Annotated in this window: 21 protein-coding genes and 1 riboswitch; of the genes, 8 read left to right on the top strand and 13 right to left on the bottom strand. The window is 40.1% G+C overall.

Translation table 11 applies throughout. From position 1 onward, the window contains the following. The first annotated feature begins 53 nt into the window (after positions 1–53). Positions 54–1,853 carry an oligoendopeptidase F gene (gene pepF / locus BK583_RS10425; protein ID WP_055737691.1) on the top strand — a complete coding sequence of 600 codons (1,800 nt, stop codon included), beginning with the start codon at positions 54–56 and terminating at the stop codon, positions 1,851–1,853. Between the two features lie 29 nt (positions 1,854–1,882). Here the strand turns inward: pepF and BK583_RS10420 are convergent, their stop codons facing one another. The 3 genes from BK583_RS10420 to BK583_RS20710 form a co-directional block, all read right to left on the bottom strand. Beyond that, positions 1,883–2,575 (bottom strand): hypothetical protein, encoded by a 693-nt coding sequence (locus BK583_RS10420; RefSeq protein WP_038480058.1) that lies wholly within the window; start codon positions 2,573–2,575, stop codon positions 1,883–1,885. A gap of 109 nt (positions 2,576–2,684) precedes the next feature. Then, positions 2,685–3,299: an alpha/beta hydrolase gene (locus BK583_RS10415; protein ID WP_038480061.1), complete on the bottom strand. Its 615-nt coding sequence runs from the start codon at positions 3,297–3,299 to the stop codon at positions 2,685–2,687. Positions 3,300–3,401: 102 nt separating this feature from the next. Further along, the gene (locus tag BK583_RS20710; RefSeq protein WP_158318526.1) at positions 3,402–3,563 is read right to left on the bottom strand and encodes a hypothetical protein; all 162 of its coding nucleotides are present in this window, start codon (positions 3,561–3,563) and stop codon (positions 3,402–3,404) included. 468 nt (positions 3,564–4,031) lie between these two features. Here BK583_RS20710 and BK583_RS10410 point away from each other — a divergent pair, with 468 nt between their 5' ends. The 3 genes from BK583_RS10410 (at position 4,032) to dapA (ending at position 6,007) form a co-directional block, all read left to right on the top strand. Next, positions 4,032–4,556 carry a hypothetical protein gene (locus BK583_RS10410; RefSeq protein WP_055737690.1) on the top strand — a complete coding sequence of 175 codons (525 nt, stop codon included), beginning with the start codon at positions 4,032–4,034 and terminating at the stop codon, positions 4,554–4,556. 97 nt (positions 4,557–4,653) lie between these two features. After that, positions 4,654–4,806, top strand: a complete 153-nt coding sequence (locus tag BK583_RS10405) for an aspartyl-phosphate phosphatase Spo0E family protein (RefSeq protein ID WP_078440115.1) — start codon at positions 4,654–4,656, stop codon at positions 4,804–4,806. Positions 4,807–4,858: 52 nt separating this feature from the next. Beyond that, a riboswitch (Lysine riboswitch) is annotated at positions 4,859–5,033 on the top strand. A 77-nt stretch (positions 5,034–5,110) separates the two neighbouring features. Then, complete coding sequence (dapA, locus tag BK583_RS10400) at positions 5,111–6,007, top strand: 4-hydroxy-tetrahydrodipicolinate synthase (RefSeq protein ID WP_038480067.1); 897 nt, start codon at positions 5,111–5,113, stop codon at positions 6,005–6,007. Positions 6,008–6,053: 46 nt separating this feature from the next. Here dapA and kapB read toward each other — a convergent pair whose 3' ends face one another. The 6 genes from kapB to gltB all read right to left on the bottom strand — a co-directional run bounded on the left by kapB (position 6,054) and on the right by gltB (position 13,811). Continuing rightward, positions 6,054–6,425, bottom strand: coding sequence for a kinase-associated lipoprotein KapB (gene kapB, locus BK583_RS10395; protein WP_038480070.1), 372 nt, complete (start codon positions 6,423–6,425; stop codon positions 6,054–6,056). A gap of 17 nt (positions 6,426–6,442) precedes the next feature. Next, positions 6,443–6,628 (bottom strand): hypothetical protein, encoded by a 186-nt coding sequence (locus BK583_RS10390; protein WP_038480073.1) that lies wholly within the window; start codon positions 6,626–6,628, stop codon positions 6,443–6,445. A 6-nt stretch (positions 6,629–6,634) separates the two neighbouring features. Then, on the bottom strand, positions 6,635–6,889 hold the full coding sequence (locus BK583_RS10385; protein ID WP_038480076.1) for a hypothetical protein: 255 nt from the start codon (positions 6,887–6,889) through the stop codon (positions 6,635–6,637). A 105-nt stretch (positions 6,890–6,994) separates the two neighbouring features. Further along, complete coding sequence (locus BK583_RS10380) at positions 6,995–7,636, bottom strand: YpjP family protein (RefSeq protein ID WP_055737689.1); 642 nt, start codon at positions 7,634–7,636, stop codon at positions 6,995–6,997. A gap of 72 nt (positions 7,637–7,708) precedes the next feature. Then, on the bottom strand, positions 7,709–9,193 hold the full coding sequence (locus BK583_RS10375; protein WP_055737688.1) for a glutamate synthase subunit beta: 1,485 nt from the start codon (positions 9,191–9,193) through the stop codon (positions 7,709–7,711). A 67-nt stretch (positions 9,194–9,260) separates the two neighbouring features. After that, positions 9,261–13,811 carry a glutamate synthase large subunit gene (gene gltB, locus BK583_RS10370; protein ID WP_055737687.1) on the bottom strand — a complete coding sequence of 1,517 codons (4,551 nt, stop codon included), beginning with the start codon at positions 13,809–13,811 and terminating at the stop codon, positions 9,261–9,263. Positions 13,812–14,298: 487 nt separating this feature from the next. Between gltB and BK583_RS10365 the strand changes: the two genes are divergently transcribed. From BK583_RS10365 to BK583_RS10355, 3 genes are all read left to right on the top strand, one after another. Continuing rightward, positions 14,299–15,264: a toxic anion resistance protein gene (locus BK583_RS10365; RefSeq protein ID WP_051667740.1), complete on the top strand. Its 966-nt coding sequence runs from the start codon at positions 14,299–14,301 to the stop codon at positions 15,262–15,264. A 21-nt stretch (positions 15,265–15,285) separates the two neighbouring features. Then, the gene (locus tag BK583_RS10360; RefSeq protein ID WP_038480088.1) at positions 15,286–16,206 is read left to right on the top strand and encodes a hypothetical protein; all 921 of its coding nucleotides are present in this window, start codon (positions 15,286–15,288) and stop codon (positions 16,204–16,206) included. An 82-nt stretch (positions 16,207–16,288) separates the two neighbouring features. Next, entirely contained in the window at positions 16,289–17,302 is a 1,014-nt protein-coding gene (locus BK583_RS10355) for a DUF2777 family protein (RefSeq protein WP_055737686.1), read from the top strand. A gap of 20 nt (positions 17,303–17,322) precedes the next feature. On the opposite strand, the gene BK583_RS10350 is transcribed toward BK583_RS10355, so the two are convergent. From BK583_RS10350 to BK583_RS10335, 4 genes are read right to left on the bottom strand one after another with little or no spacing between them, the layout of a single operon-like run. Further along, entirely contained in the window at positions 17,323–18,795 is a 1,473-nt protein-coding gene (locus tag BK583_RS10350) for a PH domain-containing protein (RefSeq protein ID WP_055737685.1), read from the bottom strand. Further along, complete coding sequence (locus BK583_RS10345; protein ID WP_038480097.1) at positions 18,788–19,270, bottom strand: PH domain-containing protein; 483 nt, start codon at positions 19,268–19,270, stop codon at positions 18,788–18,790. The genes BK583_RS10350 and BK583_RS10345 overlap by 8 nt, the downstream gene beginning before the upstream one ends. A 48-nt stretch (positions 19,271–19,318) precedes the next feature. Next, positions 19,319–19,537 (bottom strand): type 2 periplasmic-binding domain-containing protein, encoded by a 219-nt coding sequence (locus BK583_RS10340; RefSeq protein ID WP_038480100.1) that lies wholly within the window; start codon positions 19,535–19,537, stop codon positions 19,319–19,321. Between the two features lie 13 nt (positions 19,538–19,550). Beyond that, on the bottom strand, positions 19,551–20,666 hold the full coding sequence (locus BK583_RS10335) for a conserved virulence factor C family protein (protein WP_038480103.1): 1,116 nt from the start codon (positions 20,664–20,666) through the stop codon (positions 19,551–19,553). 146 nt (positions 20,667–20,812) lie between these two features. Here BK583_RS10335 and BK583_RS10330 point away from each other — a divergent pair, with 146 nt between their 5' ends. After that, positions 20,813–21,538 (top strand): metallophosphoesterase family protein, encoded by a 726-nt coding sequence (locus BK583_RS10330; protein WP_038480106.1) that lies wholly within the window; start codon positions 20,813–20,815, stop codon positions 21,536–21,538. Positions 21,539–21,583: the final 45 nt, after the last annotated feature.

Raw genomic sequence — 21,583 nt, 5'->3', positions numbered from 1 at the left:
TTATTGTATACTAATAGATATTTCGATTTACGAAGTTTAAGGAGGTAGGCACAATGACACTTACACAACGACAAGCGATTCCAGCCGAGGAAATGTGGGATTTAAACGATCTCTTCTTATCAGATGAAGACTGGGAACAAGCACGTCAGCATGTCGAAAAAGAAGCAGAGAAATTATCTTTATTTACAGAAAAAATTGGTGAACGGGCAGAGAATCTAGCGAATGCTTTGCAGGCAAGGGAAGCCTTAATGGAAAAGCTAGTACCGGTTATCACCTATGCAACGTTATCTTTATCAAGCGATGGAACAAGCTCATCCGCTCAAGGAAACGCAAGCCTTGCTCAAAGCACGCAAGCTCTTGTCCAAGCTGAATTAGCAAAGCTTGAAGCAGAAATCATTAAACTACCTGAAGCTGTCATTGAACAGTTTCAACAAGAGAGCGAACAACTTCAATCCTTCCACGTTTTTTTGGAAAAGTTAATTGAATCAAAACCCTTTTCACTCTCTTCTGAAACCGAAGAAGTGCTTGCTTCTCTGACACCCATTTTAACAAATCCTTATTCTACTTATTTAACAAGTAAAGCTGCTGATATGACTTTTCCAGATTTCATTGGTGCAAATGGAGAACAAAAACCACTTTCTTTTGCTAGGTTTGAAGACCAATATGAGCTTTCTGCTCACACGGAAGAGCGACGAAATGCCTTTATTGCATTTGATGATACCCTCCAGCAGTACGAGCATACATATGCGAAACTTTATGCTGGAGAAGTAATGAAACAAGTAACACTCGCACGCTTACGTGGCTATGATTCTGTTGAGCATATGCTATTGCACAGTCAACAAGTGACCCCAACGATGTACCACAACCAGATAGATATAATTTATAAAGAACTAGCACCACATATGCAGCGCTATGCGAAATTAAAAAAAGACGTTTTAGGTCTTGAATCTTTTGGCTTTTCTGATTTAAAAGCCCCTCTCGACCCTGAATTTGAACCGCCTACAACATACGACCAAGCATATGAGACGATTATAGAAGCCCTCAAACCACTTGGCGAAGCGTATAAACATATGCTGATGCGTGCTAAGAATGAACGCTGGGTAGACCGAGCAGACAATATTGGCAAGGCTACTGGCGCCTTTTGCTCAAGTCCGTATGGCTATCATCCATATATTTTATTAACATGGAAAGATACAATGCGCGGGGCCTTTATTTTAGCTCATGAGCTTGGACATGCTGGCCATTTTTATAACGCAAACGATGCACAACCGCTACATGCAACACGTCCATCAACATATTGTATTGAAGCACCGTCTACAATGAATGAGCTATTTCTTGGAAATCATCTTTTAGCATCAACTGACGATCCGCGAATGAAACGTTGGGTAATTCTTCAATTTATCGGAACGTACTACCATAATTTCGTCACCCACTTATTAGAAGGTGAATTTCAACGCAGGGTTTATGCACTTGCCGAGAGTGGCACACCATTAACTGCCATTACATTGAGGGAAACAAAACAAGCGGTTCTCTCTGGTTTTTGGGGAGATGCGGTTGAAATTACAGAACGAGCTGGGCGAACATGGATGCGTCAACCTCATTATTATATGGGTCTATACCCATACACTTATTCTGCTGGGTTAACGGCGGCAACGAAAGCTTACACCCTCTATCAAGAGCAAGGTCAACCAGTCATTGACCAGTGGCTTAAAATGCTGCGAGCCGGCGGCACGCTTCAACCACTTGATCTGTTTAAAGTGGCTGGAGTTGATATGGAAAAGAAAGAAACGATTCAAGATGCCGTTGCGTATGTCGGTTCTCTTATTTCAGACCTTGAAAATAGCTATAAATAAATAAAACGGGATGCATATGCATCCCGTTTTTATTTATCTTCTTCGTTTGCTTGAAGCAGTGCTTTATAGCCAGATCGTGTTAGTTGATTTTCTTCATCAATATAGTTCGAGCTGGCAAGTGATTGATTACTCTCTTTTGATAAACGTGGGAGTAAACGTTGAATTTCTTCATTTAGAGCAGCAAATGAGCCTGATTCTAAAATGGCCGGGTCCATTGAAGCCGCAATTTCCCGCATTGGCGATTGTTTAATAAATAACTTCTTTGTGCCTTTAACAACATTCATCAAGCGATTGGAGGCATTGAGCCATTCTTGACGAACCCGCGATGTTTCAGTGTCGGTTTGTTCAAGACGTTCACGAATTTTTTCTTTTTCAAGCTCTGCTAACTCTGTTTTACTTAACAGCTCTTCAAACAATTGAGTTCGATCCAAATCAAGCTTTTGTAGTTGATATTCTTTTTCTTGTAACGCAACAAGATCATGTTCTTTTGTTTTTTCGTGCTCATGATCGAGCTCTACTTTTTCAACTTCATCTTTTTTTATAAATTGATCGAGCTTCTCTTCTAATCGTTTTGTTTTTAAAACAAGAAACACAAACAAAGCGATTAAAGCAAATAGGACGACAATTTGATACCATAAATGGCTCAGTAGCGCTAAACAAAATACACCGACTAAAACCACTCCAGCGAGTGCATAAAGCCAACTGTTTCTTTGTTCTTTCAACCTACATTCAACCTTTCTTTATTGCTTATCGTTTAAAAGCAGTTTAACGAAGATTTGATTTCTTGTCCACTTTTAATAAGAAAGGCTTTTGCTTACATGGCAAACTGAATTAGCCGCGTAACGTATCATACCAACGTTTCGCTTCGTCTACTTCCTCACGTAACAATTGATGGCCACCTGTTGTCCAATAGCTTTCAACAGATGCACCTGCTTGTTGTAAATCTGTAATGAGGGTGTTCGTTTGGTCAGCTGGAATCATCGGATCATTCTTGCCTGCGCCAACAAACACCGCTGTTTCACTTAAATTCGGTAATTGTTCTTTTTGTTGTGGAACCATTGCATGAAACAAAAATACGCCTTTAAAAACAGAACCGTGTTCATATAGAAGATTTGCGGCAATATTAGCACCGTTTGAATAGCCAATCGCATATACATCTTGATCTTGAAATTTGTACTGAGACGCTGCCTGTTGTAGAAAATCATTTAATTCATCTGTACGCTTCTTTAAATCTTCCATATCAAAAACACCTTCTTGCAAGCGACGGAAAAATCGAGGCATGCCATTCTCTAGGACATTGCCACGAACACCTAGCACATTCGCTTTCTCATCAATCATCTTAGCAAGAGGCAATAGATCATTTTCATTTCCACCTGTTCCATGGAGCAGCACAAAAGTTGGTCCACCATTTTCTTTTTCTTGGTACACATGTTTATGTTCACTCATTATTGATTTCCTCCATACGCATTATGATTTCCTACACTATAACAAAGAAGCCAATAGTTTACCACTAAACTGTACTCAATAAAAAAAGAACTAGCTTTTAGACTAATCCTTTTTTTCATTTTTTAGCACATCAATTTCTTTTTCTAAAACAGAGACGTATTCTTCGTAAATCTCAATAAACGCTTCTCGTCGGTATTGTTCTTCTTCTTTTCGCATTTCGTCAATTTTAAAACGGTATTCGTCTTTTGAAGGTGTAAAACTCATCTTTTCTCCTCCTTCATTCTTTTCAAACAATAAGTGCCCTACCTCTCACTTATCGTTACGGTTCCTAGACCGAGCCACTTGAATGAAAAAAATGTATGCCGTAAAGTCGCAAAATCAAAAAGCACCTCTCCTTTTCCGTGGACATTTATTCTATACCCGCTCTATCTGTTTTAAAAACAATCATTTATAAGAATCTGTATTACTACACAACAAAAAAAGAGCCAAGAGGCTCATTAGGCATAATAGCTATTAATCATGTCTAAAATCGTCATATCCTCTTCTTGATCCGTACGCTGCGTGTCTTTTTCAGTTGCCATAGTATCTCCTCCTGAAATTGTGCTTACTATTACTATATGCCATTGTATTATAACAGTCAATAGTTTTTTTGTTTGTTTTATAACAAACGTTCGTTGTATAAACCGCTTTTTTTTCCACAAACTAAAAAAAACGAGACAGAGGAGTTTTTACATGACACGTTTATTTAAAGTGTGCGCCACGTTTATGATGGTTGTGTTATTAGCAACTGGTTGTGTCCAGGGACAAACACCTCAAAAACAAAGTGATGACATAAAGAAATTATCAAATCGTCAAGAAGTTAATCACGTTAAGCTTGAACAAACAACAGAAAGTGAATGGTACGCAACTAACATTGAAGCCTATTTAGGTACTGTTTACTCACTACTTCCTGCACTTGGAACAGAGGTCGAAAATGGTAGCCAAGGTGCGCAACGACAACTTGATACGCTTTTAACAGAAGCAGAAACGTTTGAAACCATTCCACCAGTAGAACCGTTTCACACGTTAAAGGATTTGCACCACTCTTACCTTATTGCCTTACAAGAATTAGCTGCTGCAAAAGATGTAAATGATGCTCGCCTTCATTCTAGTTATGCGACATTAACGATTCGTCTCTATGCAATGGAATACCAATCAATAGCAGCCGAGAATGGTATTAAAGCGAAAAAAGATCTAGACATGTCGAGAATTGACTAAGAAAAGAACTATTTGACTAGTTTTGAATAAAGCTTTTTCTTAACAGAAATTCACGCTATAATACATCTTGTACTAATTCCATAGGTGGAGTGAAACCATGATTCATATTGATATAGAAGTAAAACGAAGTGAAATGCATATGATCGCAAAAAAATTCGGCTTAGGCGCTACTAAAACCGTTAAGTGTTCTCAAGAGCTTGATTCACTATTAAATTGTCTTCAACAACATCGTGGGAAATTTCATCGGTAACCTTGCTTTATACGATTAATTTTGGTATGGTAAAGCCATATTAATTGAACAGAATTATAGTAGAGGCGCATGATCAAAGAGTACATTCACTGAAGGATTAGGCCTGTTGATGTGAATGGAAAGGTGTGATTGCCGAAATAAGGAATGACCTACTTTCATTCTTTATTGGGGCTGTTTCTGAATAAGAGCAGTACTGTCATACATTTGTATGGGGGGCTACATGAAGGTAGGTACGACCTATGCAGCAATGGACTTGTCATTGTTGTTTTTTTATTCCTCTCTACTGTTCATAAGGAGGATTTTTATGCATTTCGGACAATTACTCACTGCAATGATTACCCCATTTTCACAAGATGGTTCCATTGACAAAGAAGGCACCTTTTCACTTATTCAGCATTTAGCGAGTACAGGAACGGATACACTTGTTGTAAACGGTACAACAGCCGAGTCACCTGTTCTAACCGCTTCTGAACGAAAAGATATGTTAAAACTAGCGATTCAAGCATCCACTAAACAAATGAAGGTCATTGCTGGAGTCGGTTCTAATAATACCGCTCACACCATTGAGTTGGCAAAGGAAGCGGAGGCTCTCGGAGCTGATGGTATTATGGTTGTTACACCATACTACAATAAACCTTCACAAGAGGGAATTTACCAGCACATGCTTCAAGTGGCTACCGCTGTCTCTCTTCCTGTTATGCTCTACAATGTACCCGGGAGAACAGGAGCCGATATGTCTGTTGAGACAGCCATAAGGTTATCGTTGATTCCGAATATTGTTGCCCTTAAAGAAGCAAGTGGAGATGTTGATAAAGTAACCGAGATTGTTTCGCAAACGACGGATCATTTCCAAGTGTATAGTGGTGACGATTCCTTAACGCTGCCGATGATGGCAGTCGGTGCTACTGGTGTAGTCTCTGTTGCCTCTCACATCGTAGGACTTGAAATGAAAGAAATGATGCAGGCACTTCATGATGGTGAATTCCAGCACGCTAAAACCATTCATCAGCGTATTTACCCAGTAATGAAAGGGTTGTTTATGGCGCCTAATCCTACAGCAGTAAAAGCAGCGTTAACTGCATTTAATTTACCTGCAGGTTCTGTTCGTCTCCCGCTCATTCCGTTAACAGACGAAGAAAATCATGCACTTCACGTACTATTGCAACCTTTTCTTCCACAAACAACCTTATATGCGAATTAATTTAAAAAGCGTATGTTCAAATGAACATACGCTTTTTTATGCTTTATTAAAACGAATAATCATGCCGTAAATCGTCTAATAAGTGGAGACTCTTTCTTGCCCATTCTGAATCATCTTGCGCTACAGTATCATAAGCGCGTTGCCATGCCTCTCGCAACGAAGATTCATAGTCAGCCGCCTCGGTCCCTTCATAAGACTTAACCGTTGTAAGTGGTACCCATGCTTTTTCTAAATAAGCAAGCGCTTTTCGTTGATGAAAATACGCAACGTCTACTTGTTTTGGATTATGTAAATCTCCCTGTTTCGGATGGGTTTCCACGGCCAATACTTTAAAAAGTGCACGATTTTGTTCTTCTTGTACGTCAATAAGTTCTCCAATGTAAATCCCTGTTTTGTACTTTGCTTTTACTAACTCCATGGTTACACCTACCCTTTTTATAAAAGAAACGTAAACATCATAATAATAAATAGTATGACACATACTAATGCCAATGGAATACTCCAATATAGAGGTTTTTTATTGCCTTTTAAGGCAGACGCTAACGCAATACCTCCAAAAATACCGGCGACGATAAAGCAAAGAATAAAAAACGCAAGAAACCCTATGTCTTGACTACTCATAACGCTCTATAAACCTGGCACAAGGCGAGTAAATAAGTCCCATAAAAATTCCGAGGACGGCACTAAATACTGTTCATTGATCGTTCTTAAGCTATCATTATCCATAAACAATTCGAGCACAATTAGGGTGAATGTTCCGGTCATCGTTAAAATGGCCGAAGCAAGAACAAGTACTAATAATCCAATATAGGCAAATACAATTCGTAAAAGCCACTTTAGCCAAGTCGGCCTTTGTTGTCTGCCTTTGTTTTCCGCTTCCATTAACCATACTCCTTTTTCGTTGGTATATCTCTACTGTACCAAAAGATTCGATATAAAGAGAACAAAAATGCGAAAAAAGAACGACTTTTTTAAAGAAAATGAACCTCACGCTTGATAAAGCGGAGGTTCATTTTTTCCCCAATAGATTGAGCCTAGTTCATAATGTTCATTAAAATCATCTTCGTATGAGTGATAGTGGAATTGAAACACATGACCTGTTTTTGGCGGTCGATCAATGCGAACGTGAAACCTAATTAAATCATCGCCTGTTTTTGCATGAACGATGTGCATAATCTTTTCACCCCGTCCAGTAGACGATGCTTCTGTCATACTAATTTCATGCCACATATTACGATCCGTCGTCTCCAACACCGTTGCCACCGCTTGTTTCAGTTCTGGTAAAATTTCATCTTTGTAGGCTGCTTCGATTTTTTCTCCAATCCGTTGACCAAATTTCTTCATACCTTGGCGATATGCTTCGTCCATTATCATGATCTCAGTCAGCCAGTGTGACTCTAGCTCGATATGCTCATATTGTGTCGGTGCACCGACAACAAACGGGAGTAACGTGTATTCTTCATCATTTGTTAAGTACACATTTGATTTCGAGTCATTCCACTGCCATGCTTTTGCTGTAGATAGCTCTCCAGAGTCTGCTTTTTCAACCCAAGGGTCCATAATTGAAAGATTGATAGAAAAGAAGCCAACGAGCACCATCATCATATGTTTTAAATACGTTCTGACCATATCCATCATCCCATTGGCTTTTTTCTTATTATGACACGGAGCGAAGCGGTTGGTCTAGAACATTTTTAGTCATTACGGTAATTGGCTACTTCCCATTAAGAAACGATCACATTCACGGGCTGCTTCTCTTCCTTCATGAATCGCCCACACGACTAAACTTTGTCCACGACGATTATCTCCAGCCGCAAATACATGAGCTTGATTCGTTTGATAACGACCATATTCAGCGTCAATGGTTTGGCGTTTGGTTTGATTAATGTTCATTTGCTCAAGTAGTTGTCGCTCTGGTCCAGTAAATCCGACTGCTAGTAAAACAAGATCCGCTTCCCATAGTTTTGTTGAATCTGAAACAGGATGACGAACTTTTTTTCCATCTTCTAGCGTTGTATTCACTTCAATCGTTTCAAGGCCGACTAACTCACCTTTTTCGTTACCGACGAATTTAGCTGTTTGCAGTTTATAGCTGCGTGGATCACGACCGTAAACGGCTTTAGCCTCTTTATGAGCATCTTCTTCACTATAAATATTCGGGAATAGCGGCCACGGATTGTCAATGTGACGAATTGTTTGCTTTTGCTCATTAATATCAAATTGTGTAACCGAACGTGCCCCATGACGAATAGATGTTGTTATGCAATCCGCTCCTGTATCACCACCACCAATGACAATAACATCTTTATCTTTTGCAGAAATGTAGTTTGCGTCTTGATGATTCGAATTTAACAAACTTTTCGTATTCGACGTTAAAAAATCCATAGCATAATGAATTCCTGATAACTCTCGCCCTTCTTGATCAACATCTCTTGGCATTGTAGCACCTGTTGCCAATATAATCGCGTCGAACTCTCGATCTAATTCCTCCGCTGTAACATCAACACCAACCTCGACGTTGGTTCGAAAGACAATTCCTTCTTCTTTCAATAGTGAAATGCGGCGATCAACAATTGTATAAGCAAGCTTCACATCCGGGATGCCGTACGTTAATAAACCACCTGGTCGATCTTCTCGTTCAAATACGGTTACGAGATGCCCTGCTTTATTAAGCTGAGCTGCACTTGCTAAGCCAGCAGGCCCTGAACCAATAACAGCCACTTTTTTACCTGTTCGCTCCTTAGGTGGATTCGGTTTAATCCAGCCTTCTTTAAAGCCTTTCTCTACAATACTGTACTCAATTGATTTAATTGTAACTGGCTCATCGCTAATGGCTACCGTACAAGAACCCTCACATGGCGCAGGACAAACTCTGCCAGTGAATTCAGGAAAGTTGTTCGTCTTATGAAGGCGATCAAGGGCTTCTTTCCACTTCCCACGATATACGAGCTCATTCCACTCTGGAATAAGGTTGTAGACTGGGCAGCCAATTTCATTTGACCCAGGCATAGTTGTGCCTGCTTGACAAAACGGAATGCCGCAATCCATGCAGCGGGCACCTTGACGCTTTAACTGTTGCTCTGGCATAACAATCTGAAACTCTTGCCAGTTCTTCACACGAGCCATTGGATCCTTTTTTCTAGGCGCCTCTCGCTTGTATTCCATAAACCCCGTTGGCTTTCCCATCGTTTGCTCACTCCTTACCTAACTTGATTAATGGAAGAGGGTTCTCAACCACTCTTCCCTTTTCTATTTAAACATTTGATAGCTTCGTTATTTTTTCATCAAAGGCAGCGAGCGCCGCTTCATCATCATTTAATCCTTCTTGCTTCCGTCGCTCAATCGCAGAAAGCATTTGCTTGTAATCTTTAGGGATCACTTTCACAAAATACTCTTTGTGCTCTTCCCAATTTGAAAGAATCATTTCTCCGTGGGTGCTGCTTGTAAAACGAACGTGCTCTTCTATAAGTGTTTTTACCAACGATTCGTCACCTGATGCTAACGATTCTAACAAAATCATTTCATGGTTGCTCTTTTCCGCAATACACGCCTCTGGGTCATACACATAAGCTGTTCCACCGGACATACCAGCTGCGAAGTTTTTGCCGACATTACCTAAGTTAATACAAATGCCACCGGTCATATACTCAAGACCATGATCGCCCATTCCTTCAATTACGACTTGTGCACCAGAGTTACGAACGCCAAACCGCTCACCTGCTTGACCTGCGATAAATGCTTTCCCACTTGTCGCACCATAGAAAGACGTATTCCCTATAATGACGTTATCTTTCGCTACAAAAGCCGCTTCCTTAGGCGGAAATACGTTAATTTGACCACCTGATAAGCCTTTTCCAGTGTAATCATTCGCATCTCCTTCAAGTGTTAGCGTTACACCTTTTGGAATAAACGCTCCAAAGCTTTGACCAGCTGAGCCTGTAAAACAGAATTGAATGGTATGTTCACTCAATCCAGCTAAACCATAAGCTTTGCTCACCTCACTACCAACAATCGTTCCAACAACTCGGTCAGTATTCCGAATAGTTGTTTGATAGGATACTTTTTCACCATTTTCAATAGCTGGTTTTGCTTGTTCAAGTAATTCCCGGACGTCCAGAGACTGATCTAGCTTGTGATTTTGTTCAACTTGTTTGATTTGTTGCTGCTCACTTGTATTGGCTGGACGATAAAGCACACTTGATAGATCAATTGAATTGGCTTTCTCATTTGTCGTTGTACGTTGGGTTAATAAGTCAGAGCGACCAACCAGTTCGTCAATGGTTTTAACGCCTAATTCCGCCATAATTTCACGCATCTCTTCCGCGATGTACGTCATGAACGTAACAATTTGATCAGCTTCACCAGTGTATTTTTTTCGTAATTCAGGATTTTGAGTCGCTATTCCAACTGGACAAGTATCAAGATGGCAAACTCTCATCACAACACAGCCAAGCACAACGAGTGGCGCAGTTGAAAAAGCAAACTCCTCTGCACCTAAAAGTGCGGCAATGACAACATCTCTTCCTGTCATTAATTTCCCGTCTGTTTCAAGAGTCACGCGGTTGCGTAGATTATTTAACAATAAAGTCTGATGGGTCTCCGCAAGACCGATTTCCCACGGTAAGCCAGTATGTTTAATACTTGTGCGTGCTGCTGCACCTGTTCCACCATCGTAGCCACTAATGATAATTCCGTCAGCACTTCCCTTGGCAACACCAGCGGCAATAGTGCCTACCCCAGTACCCGCTACAAGTTTTACGCTTACTTTGGCAGACGGGTTAGCATTCTTTAAATCATGAATGAGCTCAGCTAAATCTTCTATTGAATAGATATCATGGTGAGGCGGCGGTGAGATTAGTCCTACGCCAGTTGTCGATCCCCGAACTTCTGCAACCCATGGGTACACTTTTTGCCCAGGTAATTGACCACCTTCACCAGGCTTTGCGCCTTGCGCCACTTTAATTTGAATTTCATCTGCGTTTACCAAATAATTGCTCGTTACACCAAAACGACCTGAAGCAACCTGTTTGATAGAACTTCTACGTAAATCACCATTCTCATCTGGTGTAAAACGAGATGGATCTTCCCCACCTTCACCGGTGTTGCTTTTCGCTCCAAGGCGATTCATCGCAATCGCAAGAGTCTCGTGGGCTTCTTTTGAAATGGAACCAAATGACATCGCGCCGGTACGGAAACGCTTTACAATAGAGGAAGCCGGCTCAACTTCTTCAATTGAAATAGGTGTTGCTTGTTTAAACGATAAGAGACCACGTAAAGATGTTTGCTTCTCGTCTTGTGTATTAATTGCATTTGTATAATGTTTGAATAAATTGTAATCAGCAGTTCGACAAGCTTGTTGCAGCATATGAATGGTATGAGGGTTGTATTGATGCGCCTCACCATCTCTTCTCCACTGTAAATCATCGCCAGAGTCTAACTGGTCATCATCCCCTGCACGAGTCGTAAAACCTCGGCTATGACGAACGAGCACTTCTTTGGCAATGTCTTTTAACTGAATCCCACCAATACGAGATGGTGTCCAAGTAAAATGTTGGTCAATCACATCAGGGTGAATGCCAATTGCTTCAAAAATTTGTGCCCCTCTATAACTATGAATCGTCGAAATTCCCATTTTTGATAATACTTTCATTAATCCTTTTGTTACACCGTTTACATAGCGGCTACAAGCTTCAACATAATGATACTCTGTTAACAATTCTTCCTGAATCCACTCATCAATTGTATCGAATACAAGATAGGGATTAATCCCTTCTGCGCCATAACCAATTAATAACGCATGATGATGAACTTCTCTCGGCTCTCCTGATTCAAGAAGGAGACTGACGTCTGTTCGTTTTCCAGTGCGAATAAGATGATGGTGCAGACTGGACACAGCTAATAAAGCAGGAATTGGTGCTTCATCAGCCGTTACATCTCGATCACTTAAGATAAGGAGGGTTTTTCCTGCCTCAATCGCTTGATCTGCTTTCGTGCATAGTGTTGCTAATCCTTCTGCTAGACCTGCTTCATTAGCTGGAAAAAGCATTGGGATGGTTTCCGCTTCAAATCCAGCTAATTGATTAGAGCGTAACTTTGCTAATTCTTCATTATTTAAAATCGGTGTAGGTAAATGAATATGTTGACAACTTTCTTTTTTCGGATCTAATAAGTTTCCTTCTTTTCCAATGGTCGTTCCTTGCGCTGTTACAACCTTTTCACGAATGGCATCAATAGGCGGATTTGTTACTTGCGCGAATAGCTGCTTAAAATAATTGTACAAAAGTTGAGGCTTCTTTGAGAGCACCGCAAGTGGCGAGTCATAGCCCATTGACCCAACTGGATCATTTTCTTCTTTCACTAATGGCATAATCATTTTATTTAGCTCTTCGTACGTATAACCAAAAATAAATTGTCTTAGACGAATATGCTCAAATTCTGTTTCTGGAACGTTTGCCGTTTCTAAAACATCATCAATATGGCGTAAACCATCACGCACCCATTCTTCATAAGGGTGTTCAGAAGCAATGGATTGCTTAATTTCTTCGTCAGGGATAAGGCGCCCTTCTTCAAGATCTATAAGCAATAATTGACCTGGATGAAGGCGTTCTTTTTTCACAATGGTATGAGACGGTAATTCGAGAACCCCTACTTCGGAACTCATTACAATCATGTCGTCACTTGTTAAATAATAACGAGATGGTCTTAATCCATTACGGTCAAGGGTCGCACCAATTTTTGTTCCATCTGTAAAGACAATGGCAGTTGGTCCATCCCACGGTTCCATTAGCGTGCTGTGATATTCATAAAAAGAGCGGCGCGTCGTATCGATTTGCGCATTATTTTGCCATGGCTCAGGCACCATCATCATGGCTGCATGGGCAAGGGATCTACCTGAAAGGGATAAAAATTCTAACGTGTTGTCAAACATAGAAGAGTCACTGCCATCCTGATCAATGATAGGATGTAATTTCTGTAAGTCATTCCCAAACACAGGCGTTTCAAATTTCGCTTCCCGCGCATGCATCCAATTAACATTCCCTTTGATCGTGTTAATTTCTCCGTTATGAATCATATAGCGATTCGGATGAGCACGCTCCCAGCTAGGAAATGTGTTTGTACTAAATCTTGAATGAACGAGTGCAAGTGCAGATGTAAACAATGGATCACTTAAATCTAAGTAAAATAGAGTTAATTGTGCAGTTGTTAACATCCCTTTATACACAATAGTCCGACTAGAGAAACTGGCAAAATAAAATGAATGCTCTGACGACATTTGGACTTCATGTTCAGCCCGTTTTCGGATTACGTAGAGCTTTCGTTCCAACTCTAAGCCAGTCAGGTTTGTTTTTGGTGAAACAAAGAGCTGTTCAATAACAGGCATGGATTGCAAAGCTGCATTTCCAAGAGAAGATGAATCAGTAGGAACATCACGCCAATGAATGAGATCAACTTCTTCTTCTGCTACAATCGCTTCAATTTGTTGTTTCACTTCGGCTCTCGTTTGTTTATGACGAGGAAGGAAGACCATGCCGACAGCATATTCGCCTTTATCCCTTTGAATAAGTCCTTTTTCACGAAAAAACGCATGTGGGATCTGTGTTAATATACCAGCGCCATCTCCAGTGTTTTCTTCATCTCCCTGACCACCACGATGCTCGAGGTTTTCAAGTAACAGAAGCGCGTCCTTTACTGTTTTATGTGTCGCTTTTCCCTTAACATTAGCTAAAAAACCAATGCCGCAGTTATCATGTTCAAAGTTCGGATCGTATAACCCTTGTTTTTTTGGTAAGTATGGGACTCGCATGGTTTCACCCTCTCTCTTATAAACTCTCTCCAGTAAACATTTTTTGTTTAGTACATCGTAAAACGGTCTTCACTAGCAAATTGTATAAATACCAAAATAACCGCATAAAAATTCATGATTGCTTACTAAAAGAACTGTCCGTCACCAACACACAAATGTGCAAAGACGAACATTTCGAAATAACCTAAAAAAATTATTCTGTGTTAGAAGTTTAGCGATTTTTTTGTTATTCGTCAAGATTGAAGTGCATTTTTGTTAAGATAATTCCCGATTTACCTGCAAATAAATTGCTTAACATTGCATTTTCGTTCATAATAGAAAGATAAAAAATGAAACGTTTTTCATTCCATTTCGTATATAAAGAAAACGAATCTATTAACCTGCTGGAGGTTCCACTATGAGTGATAAACCATTACAAAACCATAACCAAAATGATGCAATACAGTCTTCTGAAGGCATAGACAATCAATCATCACATCTTCCTTCCATGGAAAGTGAAACGGATTTACAAGATCTATTTAAGAAGCTCGACACTTTAGGAGAAGTAGAGCAACGTGAAGCTGGTGAATCGTTAGAAGCTTTAAAACGTCCGGTTCGAGAAATGATGGGCGATGAGTCAAATACATTACCAAAACAATTACATGAACTGCGGGAAGTCGTCGGACAGCTTGAGCCTGACCACTTAAAAGATTCACAAATCAAGAAACTATTCAATCGCCTCATTCGTCGTAACCCAATTGAACAATACGTACGACGCTATCAAACAGTCGAAGCACAAGTTGATCACATTGTAGAGGGCTTATTGACAGGAAAAGATAAACTGCAAGAAGATAACGTTATGTTAAAAGAACTAAAAGTTGTCGCAAGAGAGCGCATTGGTAATTTAAACGAGCAAATTTCAATGGGAAAAGAATTGCACGAAATGCTTGAAAAAGAGATGACGTCAGAAAAATGGGCGGATAATGCCAATGAATTGAAAAAAGGCCAATTAAAAGTGACGACTCGAATGAAAAATATGCAGCAAGCCGTTATGGTGTTGCAGCAATCTCTTGCATCTGTTGACCTTATAATGGAAAATAACGAAAAACTTGAAGAAGCCATTTTTAACGCTATTACGATGACAAAAAACATCATTACAGTAACAGCCTCCATTCAGCTTGCATTAACCAATCAGAAAAAGGTTATTTCTGCTGTCCAAAATGTGAATCAAGCAACAGAGTCTATGTTGCTCTCAAATGCGGAACTGTTAAAACAAAATACAGAAGAAACGTTAAAAACGTTAGAAGAGCCTGCGATTGCTCTTGATGCATTTCGAAAAGCGTACGATAATGTCTATAAAGCCATTGAACTTACGGAAGAATCAAATGAACGAATTGTTTCAAGCGGAAAGCAGTTTATAGAAGAAATGGATAAATTAAACTCAGAAATGCAAACAAAATTGCTAAATCGCTAAAACTGCAGGAGGTAGAGATGTGTGAAATTCTTTTCTACGACAGGACTACTTGATTTCTTCACACCTGCTTATAAGCGGCCTGTTGATGATCATATTATACAAGACGAGACAACGACTCGCTTAATAAACGACACAGAACGATTATTAAAACGAATGACTGAAAATGCGACGGGTAAAAATGAACGCAAAAATATCCGGCGACGTCAGAAAGACTGGGATATTCGTGTAAAGATTAATTACAACTATATTCGTCTTATTGTAGCTGATACAAAAAATTCTCGTTCTCCTATTCATAAACGGTTACGAATTGTTTGTTACCGAAAATATATTAAGTCTTCAAATGGAATGGGGAAAATTAAAGAAGCTACGATTCATTATTTAAAAGATGGACGGACACATGTACGCTCTCTCTTGAACGTCTCACACTTTAAAGGCATATTATATGGTATTCATCAATTAGACCTAGCGTATGTTGGAACGAAATCAACTGAAGTTTCACTAGAACGTTTGAGTGGTCATGAGCAACAATTAAAAAGTGAACACGCAAACGACATTCGGGTGCTTGTGCAAGAAGCGAAGCGCTATGTACAGGCAATGGACACCCTATCAATTGATCCAATGCTCGATAATCGCTTGCAACGAATTTTAACGCATGTAGGTAAACTGGAAGACGATTTTCAACTATTTGACTTTGAAGATAAACATACTGTACGACGATTATTACGAGAAGACATCCCTAACTTAATGGGTGCATTCTTTGCGCTATCTAAGCAAAATCAACTTGAGCAAAGGGATAATGTTTTTGTATCCCTTTCTAAAATGGAATTATCTCTCATCCGTCTCCTAGAAGAACTTGAGAAAACGAAAATTGAACGGATGAACCATGTGATGCGCTTGCAAGAATTACGCTACGGCGCTAATGAAAAGCAGAATGAAGAATAACGATTTAGGCGCTACACTTGCAGGAGTGTGGCGCTGTTCGTTATAATAGCAGTAAGATTTTAATGGTAAAGGTGAGGATGAAATGGATCGATATGAAGCGCAACAACAAATTGGCAGCCTTCTCGTCATCGATCTCGGTGAAAAGGGAACGTACTTAGGTGAGCTACTATCGGTACTGACCGAGCCAAAGAAACCATGGCGCGGACGTATTCAAATTAAATCTGTCGTAACGCTGCCTGAATTTATCTTCCAAAATGAAACGATTGCCATTCATGAAATTCCCTATTCGGAGGATGATGTCGATACGTTTGCGAGTCAGTATTTAACAACAAGATCGCCACATATACACGTAGAATCGTATATTGATTCCATTTTAACTGACTTAAAAAAACGGTATATTCGCTTGAAAAATAATGGTGCTCCTTCCGCTGTAGAGATAGAGGCTCTTGAAGTCTATATTAAAACAATGACAAGTCAAAAACGTAAAAAGAATCGTCTCGTAAAAAGTGAGCAACACGATGAAGAGCAAACGCCTTCATTTGTTGAGTATACCTTCCATGTAAAAGGTGACGATTATTTTCTTCAGGATTCTAAAGGTGAGCAACTACCGTTAACAGTCTCTCATTTTCACTATACTTGGAACCAACAAGGGCAGCTTGTTACTGGCCGCTACGAAGGTGACGGTATTTTTATTCGAGAAAACGGTAGCCGATTTATCCCAAACGAAGGTGATTTGATTCTCATTGATAAAGAACAGTTTAATCCGTACTCTATTTTCCAAACGGAATTAGAGCCAGCTGCCTTACAAGGTTTTGAGCACAACTTAGCGTTGCATCATGTATCTCATAAAGATCTGATTCATTGTTATAACGCTCTTATTGATCAACTGTTTCATTCTGAATCAACCACAACATTTCGAGGAGTTAATTTCTTAACGTATCAAACGGATGATCAGTTTGTTTTAGTACAACATCATTTTAAAAGAGAGCTTCGTTCACAACAACAGCCTACAAAGGACACTGTCTACGATCGATTTGAATTTACAACAGATAAAGGAAAACGAACAATCGCCCTTTATACAAATGCTTACCAATAAAAAGTGTAGTCCCATGAGGACTACACTTTTCTTGTTGAATCATGGCTCTCTTGATAAGAATACCATTTATATAGCTCATGACTCGTATCGTGACTAATATCTTTTACAGCAAAAGACTTCCCTGCCATACTTGATTGCACGTGTAACTCAAACGTTGCTAGTTCTTTACGCTTTTGTAGCCATGAAACTTGTTTTGCAATGGACTGAATTTTTCTTTTACGTGAAATGATAAGCGATTGCCCAATTGTCCGGTAGCGTAGCCAGACAAATTCACCTTCAGCCCCTGCACCTGCATCTTTGTATTGAAACCAAGCAAGGATGCTTGCAACAGCGATAACAATCAGTCCAAGAGAACCGATCCATCCCCAGAAGTATACTGCAGCAGCGGTTAACAGCACTGGAATGATTAGCATACGAATAAAAAAGCGTCTCGCTGCACGAGCTGGAGCTGCCGTTAACGGTGTGTCGATGGCATAGTCAGGAACAACGGTTTCCAAAAAACCTTGTAAATCCCTTTTATGGATAAGGGGTACGAGCAAGGTCGATCCTTGTTCATTGTTGTTTCCCCCTCCTGCCGACTCCACATATACAGAAACGAAACCAAATGGCTGTCGAATCACACTTCGAATGACTCGAATCGCTGTGATTCGACTATACGCTAGTGTTAATTGCCGTTTTTCTAACAAACCTCTTTGAATGACCATTTCTTTATCATACGTTTCAATATGAAAGTTTCCATAGGTAACAATGGTTATAATACTTGAAATGAACCAAGATAGAATTAGAACCACAATAGCCATGCCAATTAACAATAGCATACTTAAGCTAACGACTGTTTCAAAGGTATCTTCATATATAGAATCTGGAATAAATTGAGCTGTTTGCGAGAGCAACGCAATAACAGCAGATAAAACAAGACCAACACTACTTGAGGTGAGAGCAGTATACACTAATCGCCTTTTACCTAATTGCCAAACAGTACGGGGAGTCTGTTCTATTTCATCAAGTGGTTCTCCCTCATCATTCATATCTTCTTCTTCACCATTGGGCTGAGTCGCTGCACGTGGTTCTTTTAAAAGAAGCGTCCGAATCGAATCTGCTTCCTTTTTTGTAACAGCAACAAGCTCTGCCTCTGCTTCCATACCACCACCAGCTGTATCAATATTAACTTTCACAAGCCCAAAAATGCGTTGTAAAACGCCAGCCGAAATATTGATGGCTTGCACACGCTTTTTTTGAATGTACCGCTTTTTCTTTACAAAAACACCCTGTTCTACGTAAAGTTCGCCTTCTTCAAGAGAGTAGCGAAACTTATACCAGCTCAACCAGCTAAAGCCAATTGATACGAGGATTAATCCAGCTAACGCTAAGAAAAAAAGCCACAACAAGCCTTGAAAAAAAGCCACAATCGCAAACGGAACTGCAAGTTGAAAAAGTCCTTTAGCAGCATTAATAAAAATAGCTGCTACATGTTGCCGCTTTACCTCATTCATCTTCATGCACCGATGCAAGAGACGCAATCTGATCTCGCAATGCATCTGCCTCTTCTATAGTAAGTGTTGGAATTTGATGAGTTGTTGCGGCTGTTGTAATCGAGACCGCTGCCATTTTGTATCGTCTTAAAATTGGACCTTGTTCTGTATCAACGTGCTGTACCCGAACCATTGGCACAAGCGTTCTTCTCACGATTAAAACACCTTGTTGAATATCAATTTCATCGTCAAACACTTCGTATCGAAACCGGTACCATTGAATGGTTGGCCAAATGAGGATACGCGTTACACCATATACAATAACCAAACCGGCTAATACCCACGTAATCCAAGTAAAGAAACGTTCAAATATGTATGCCTGCACAAAAAAGTAGACAACTGGAACAAGAGCAAAAAACAATGTATCAAATAAATTCTGAATACGCCATACTTGAATTGCTTTTTTCGGTAATCGTAATTCAGGTTGCTTTCGCATACCATTCCTCCCTCTTTTAATAAAGGAATAACATGTCATTGCGACATGTTATTCCTCCTCATCAGTCACTTCAGTGATCGTTACACCTTGCTCTTCTAACCACGTTAACAATTGTTTATTTTCTTCTTGATCGTACAATAAGCCGATTGAGGGAACGATCTCGACCTCTTCTAAATGACCTTTTGCTGCATCATCAATAATTTCAACAATATCTTCTTTACCTTCTCGCTCTAGCTTCTCTCTTAGAGCATTTATCATCGGTGTCATGGTTTAACTCCTTTTATTTGTTTCGTGCTTCTGTCATTTGTTTCCAAACAGAGCCTTTTGCTTCTTCGCCACCTTGAATACGCTCTAACGCCATTTTCACTTGTAGCGCTACTTCGAATTCAGGGTCATCTTCCGCTGCTTGCAAAGCTGGAATTGCTTCGTCTGTTCCAACTTCATAAAGAAACATGGCAGCGCGCCAGCGAACAATTTTACTTGAATCTTGTAGAGAAGCAATCATAGCAGGAATCCCTTTTTCTGAACCAATATCAGACATACAATCGCCAGCTGTACGTCGTACCGTTACAGAAGGATCGTTCAACGCTTTTTCAAGAAGAGGTAATACACTTTCTGTTTCAATCATCCCTAAGTACATTGTTGCTAATCGACGAATGGACGCTTTATCATCTTGTAAAGCAAGCTCTAAAACAGGAAGGTCTTTTTCTTTTGGATCCATTTGTTCTAAAGATGCATAACGATTGCGCCAATCTGGATCTTGAAGCATTTCTCTCGTTACTTCTTTAAAACGTGCAGCAAACGCTTCAGCGGCTTCTTTTTCGCCTTGGGCAAGCTTCACTAAGCTGTCTAACCGTGTTTCTGAATAAGCGGCCTCTAACTCAGCTGTCACTTCATCAGCTACGTGCTCTAACTCACCGTAACGGGGTGCTTGATCATCCCACTTCCGCTCAAGTACGACGTTGTCCCCCTCTTGTTCAGCATGACCAATGGCTTGCACAAAGCGGTCAGGTAACGCTCTTCTTACTTCTCTTTCATCGTCTGTTACTTTTACTTGCATAGGAATTCCTTTAAACATCTGTACTTGAACACGGACTTCCCCGAAGCCTTCTTGAACAGATGCTTCTTGATTCTGATCTGACGCTTCACCAAATAATGCGCGAATTTCAGGTAAAACAACTTTCCAATCTGCTTTTGGGAATCGATCAACGGCTAAAAAATCACCTACGTGATAAACAGCTTTTATGCCTTCTACAGCTAGGATAGCTTGAATAAATGACGGTGCTTGATCTTTGTTTTTTTCGCTATAAGTGGTGCTAGCTCCGTCATGTGCTTCACTTAAATTCAATTTCATCGTATTGGGACTTGGTGTCGGTTCAATAGAACGAATATGCATACGTACGTTTCCTCCTTGAGGCTTTATTCTCAGCTAAATTTTAACATGTCTATTGTGCCTTTACCAGTCGAACGCCTCTCTCTATCATTCTAGTTCCCTAACTGCTGGTCCATCTGTTACAATACAAGAAAGGAGGCTTCATAACGATGAGATTTGCTTTTTTATCAGATATCCATGGTAACGCAACAGCTTTGGAAGCGGTTTTAAATGACTTGCGAACACAACACATTGATCAGATTTACATACTTGGTGACCTTTGTTTTAGAGGGCCTGAACCGAAGCGTGTTCTTGAGCTTGTACAAGGCTCTGGAGCAAACGTTCTAAAAGGCAACGCTGACGAATGGTTAATTCGTGGATTTAAAGATGGAGAAATCCCGAAGGAACGTCTTGAACTGTTTCAGAAAGAGAGAGACTGGACGTTAAGCCGTTTAGATCAAGAAGATCTTGACTACTTAAAAAACCTTCCAACAGAATTTCTTATTGACGATGGGCAAGATTTAATCGTTCACGCCTTTCACGCAACACCAGCTAGTTTATTTGATGCAGTTCCACTTGATGATACGGCTAAAATTGAAAATGACATTATGATTCGTGATGAAGCAGATATCTACATTTATGGCCATACGCACCACCCTTACATTCGTAGCATCCACGGCAAAAACGTTGTTAATACTGGTTCAGTAGGGATGCCATTTGATGGTCACCCACTCTCATCCTATGTCATTATTGATATTGAAGACGGGAATCATTCCATTCAATTAAAACGTGTTCCGTACAACCGTGAGCACGTTGTAGAAATTTATAAGCAAAGTGGCTATCCAAACATTGAAGAAATGGGCGCAGTTATCTACTACGCAGTACAGCCAAAATAAAAAAGAGACGTCGCTTCCCGTTTGTGGACAAGCGACGTCTCTTTT

Source organism: Shouchella oshimensis, assembly GCF_002019765.1.
Taxonomy (GTDB): domain Bacteria; phylum Bacillota; class Bacilli; order Bacillales; family Bacillaceae_D; genus Shouchella; species Shouchella oshimensis.
The sequence above is the reverse complement of the archived record's forward strand: the minus strand, read 5'-3'. Positions and strand labels throughout refer to the sequence as shown.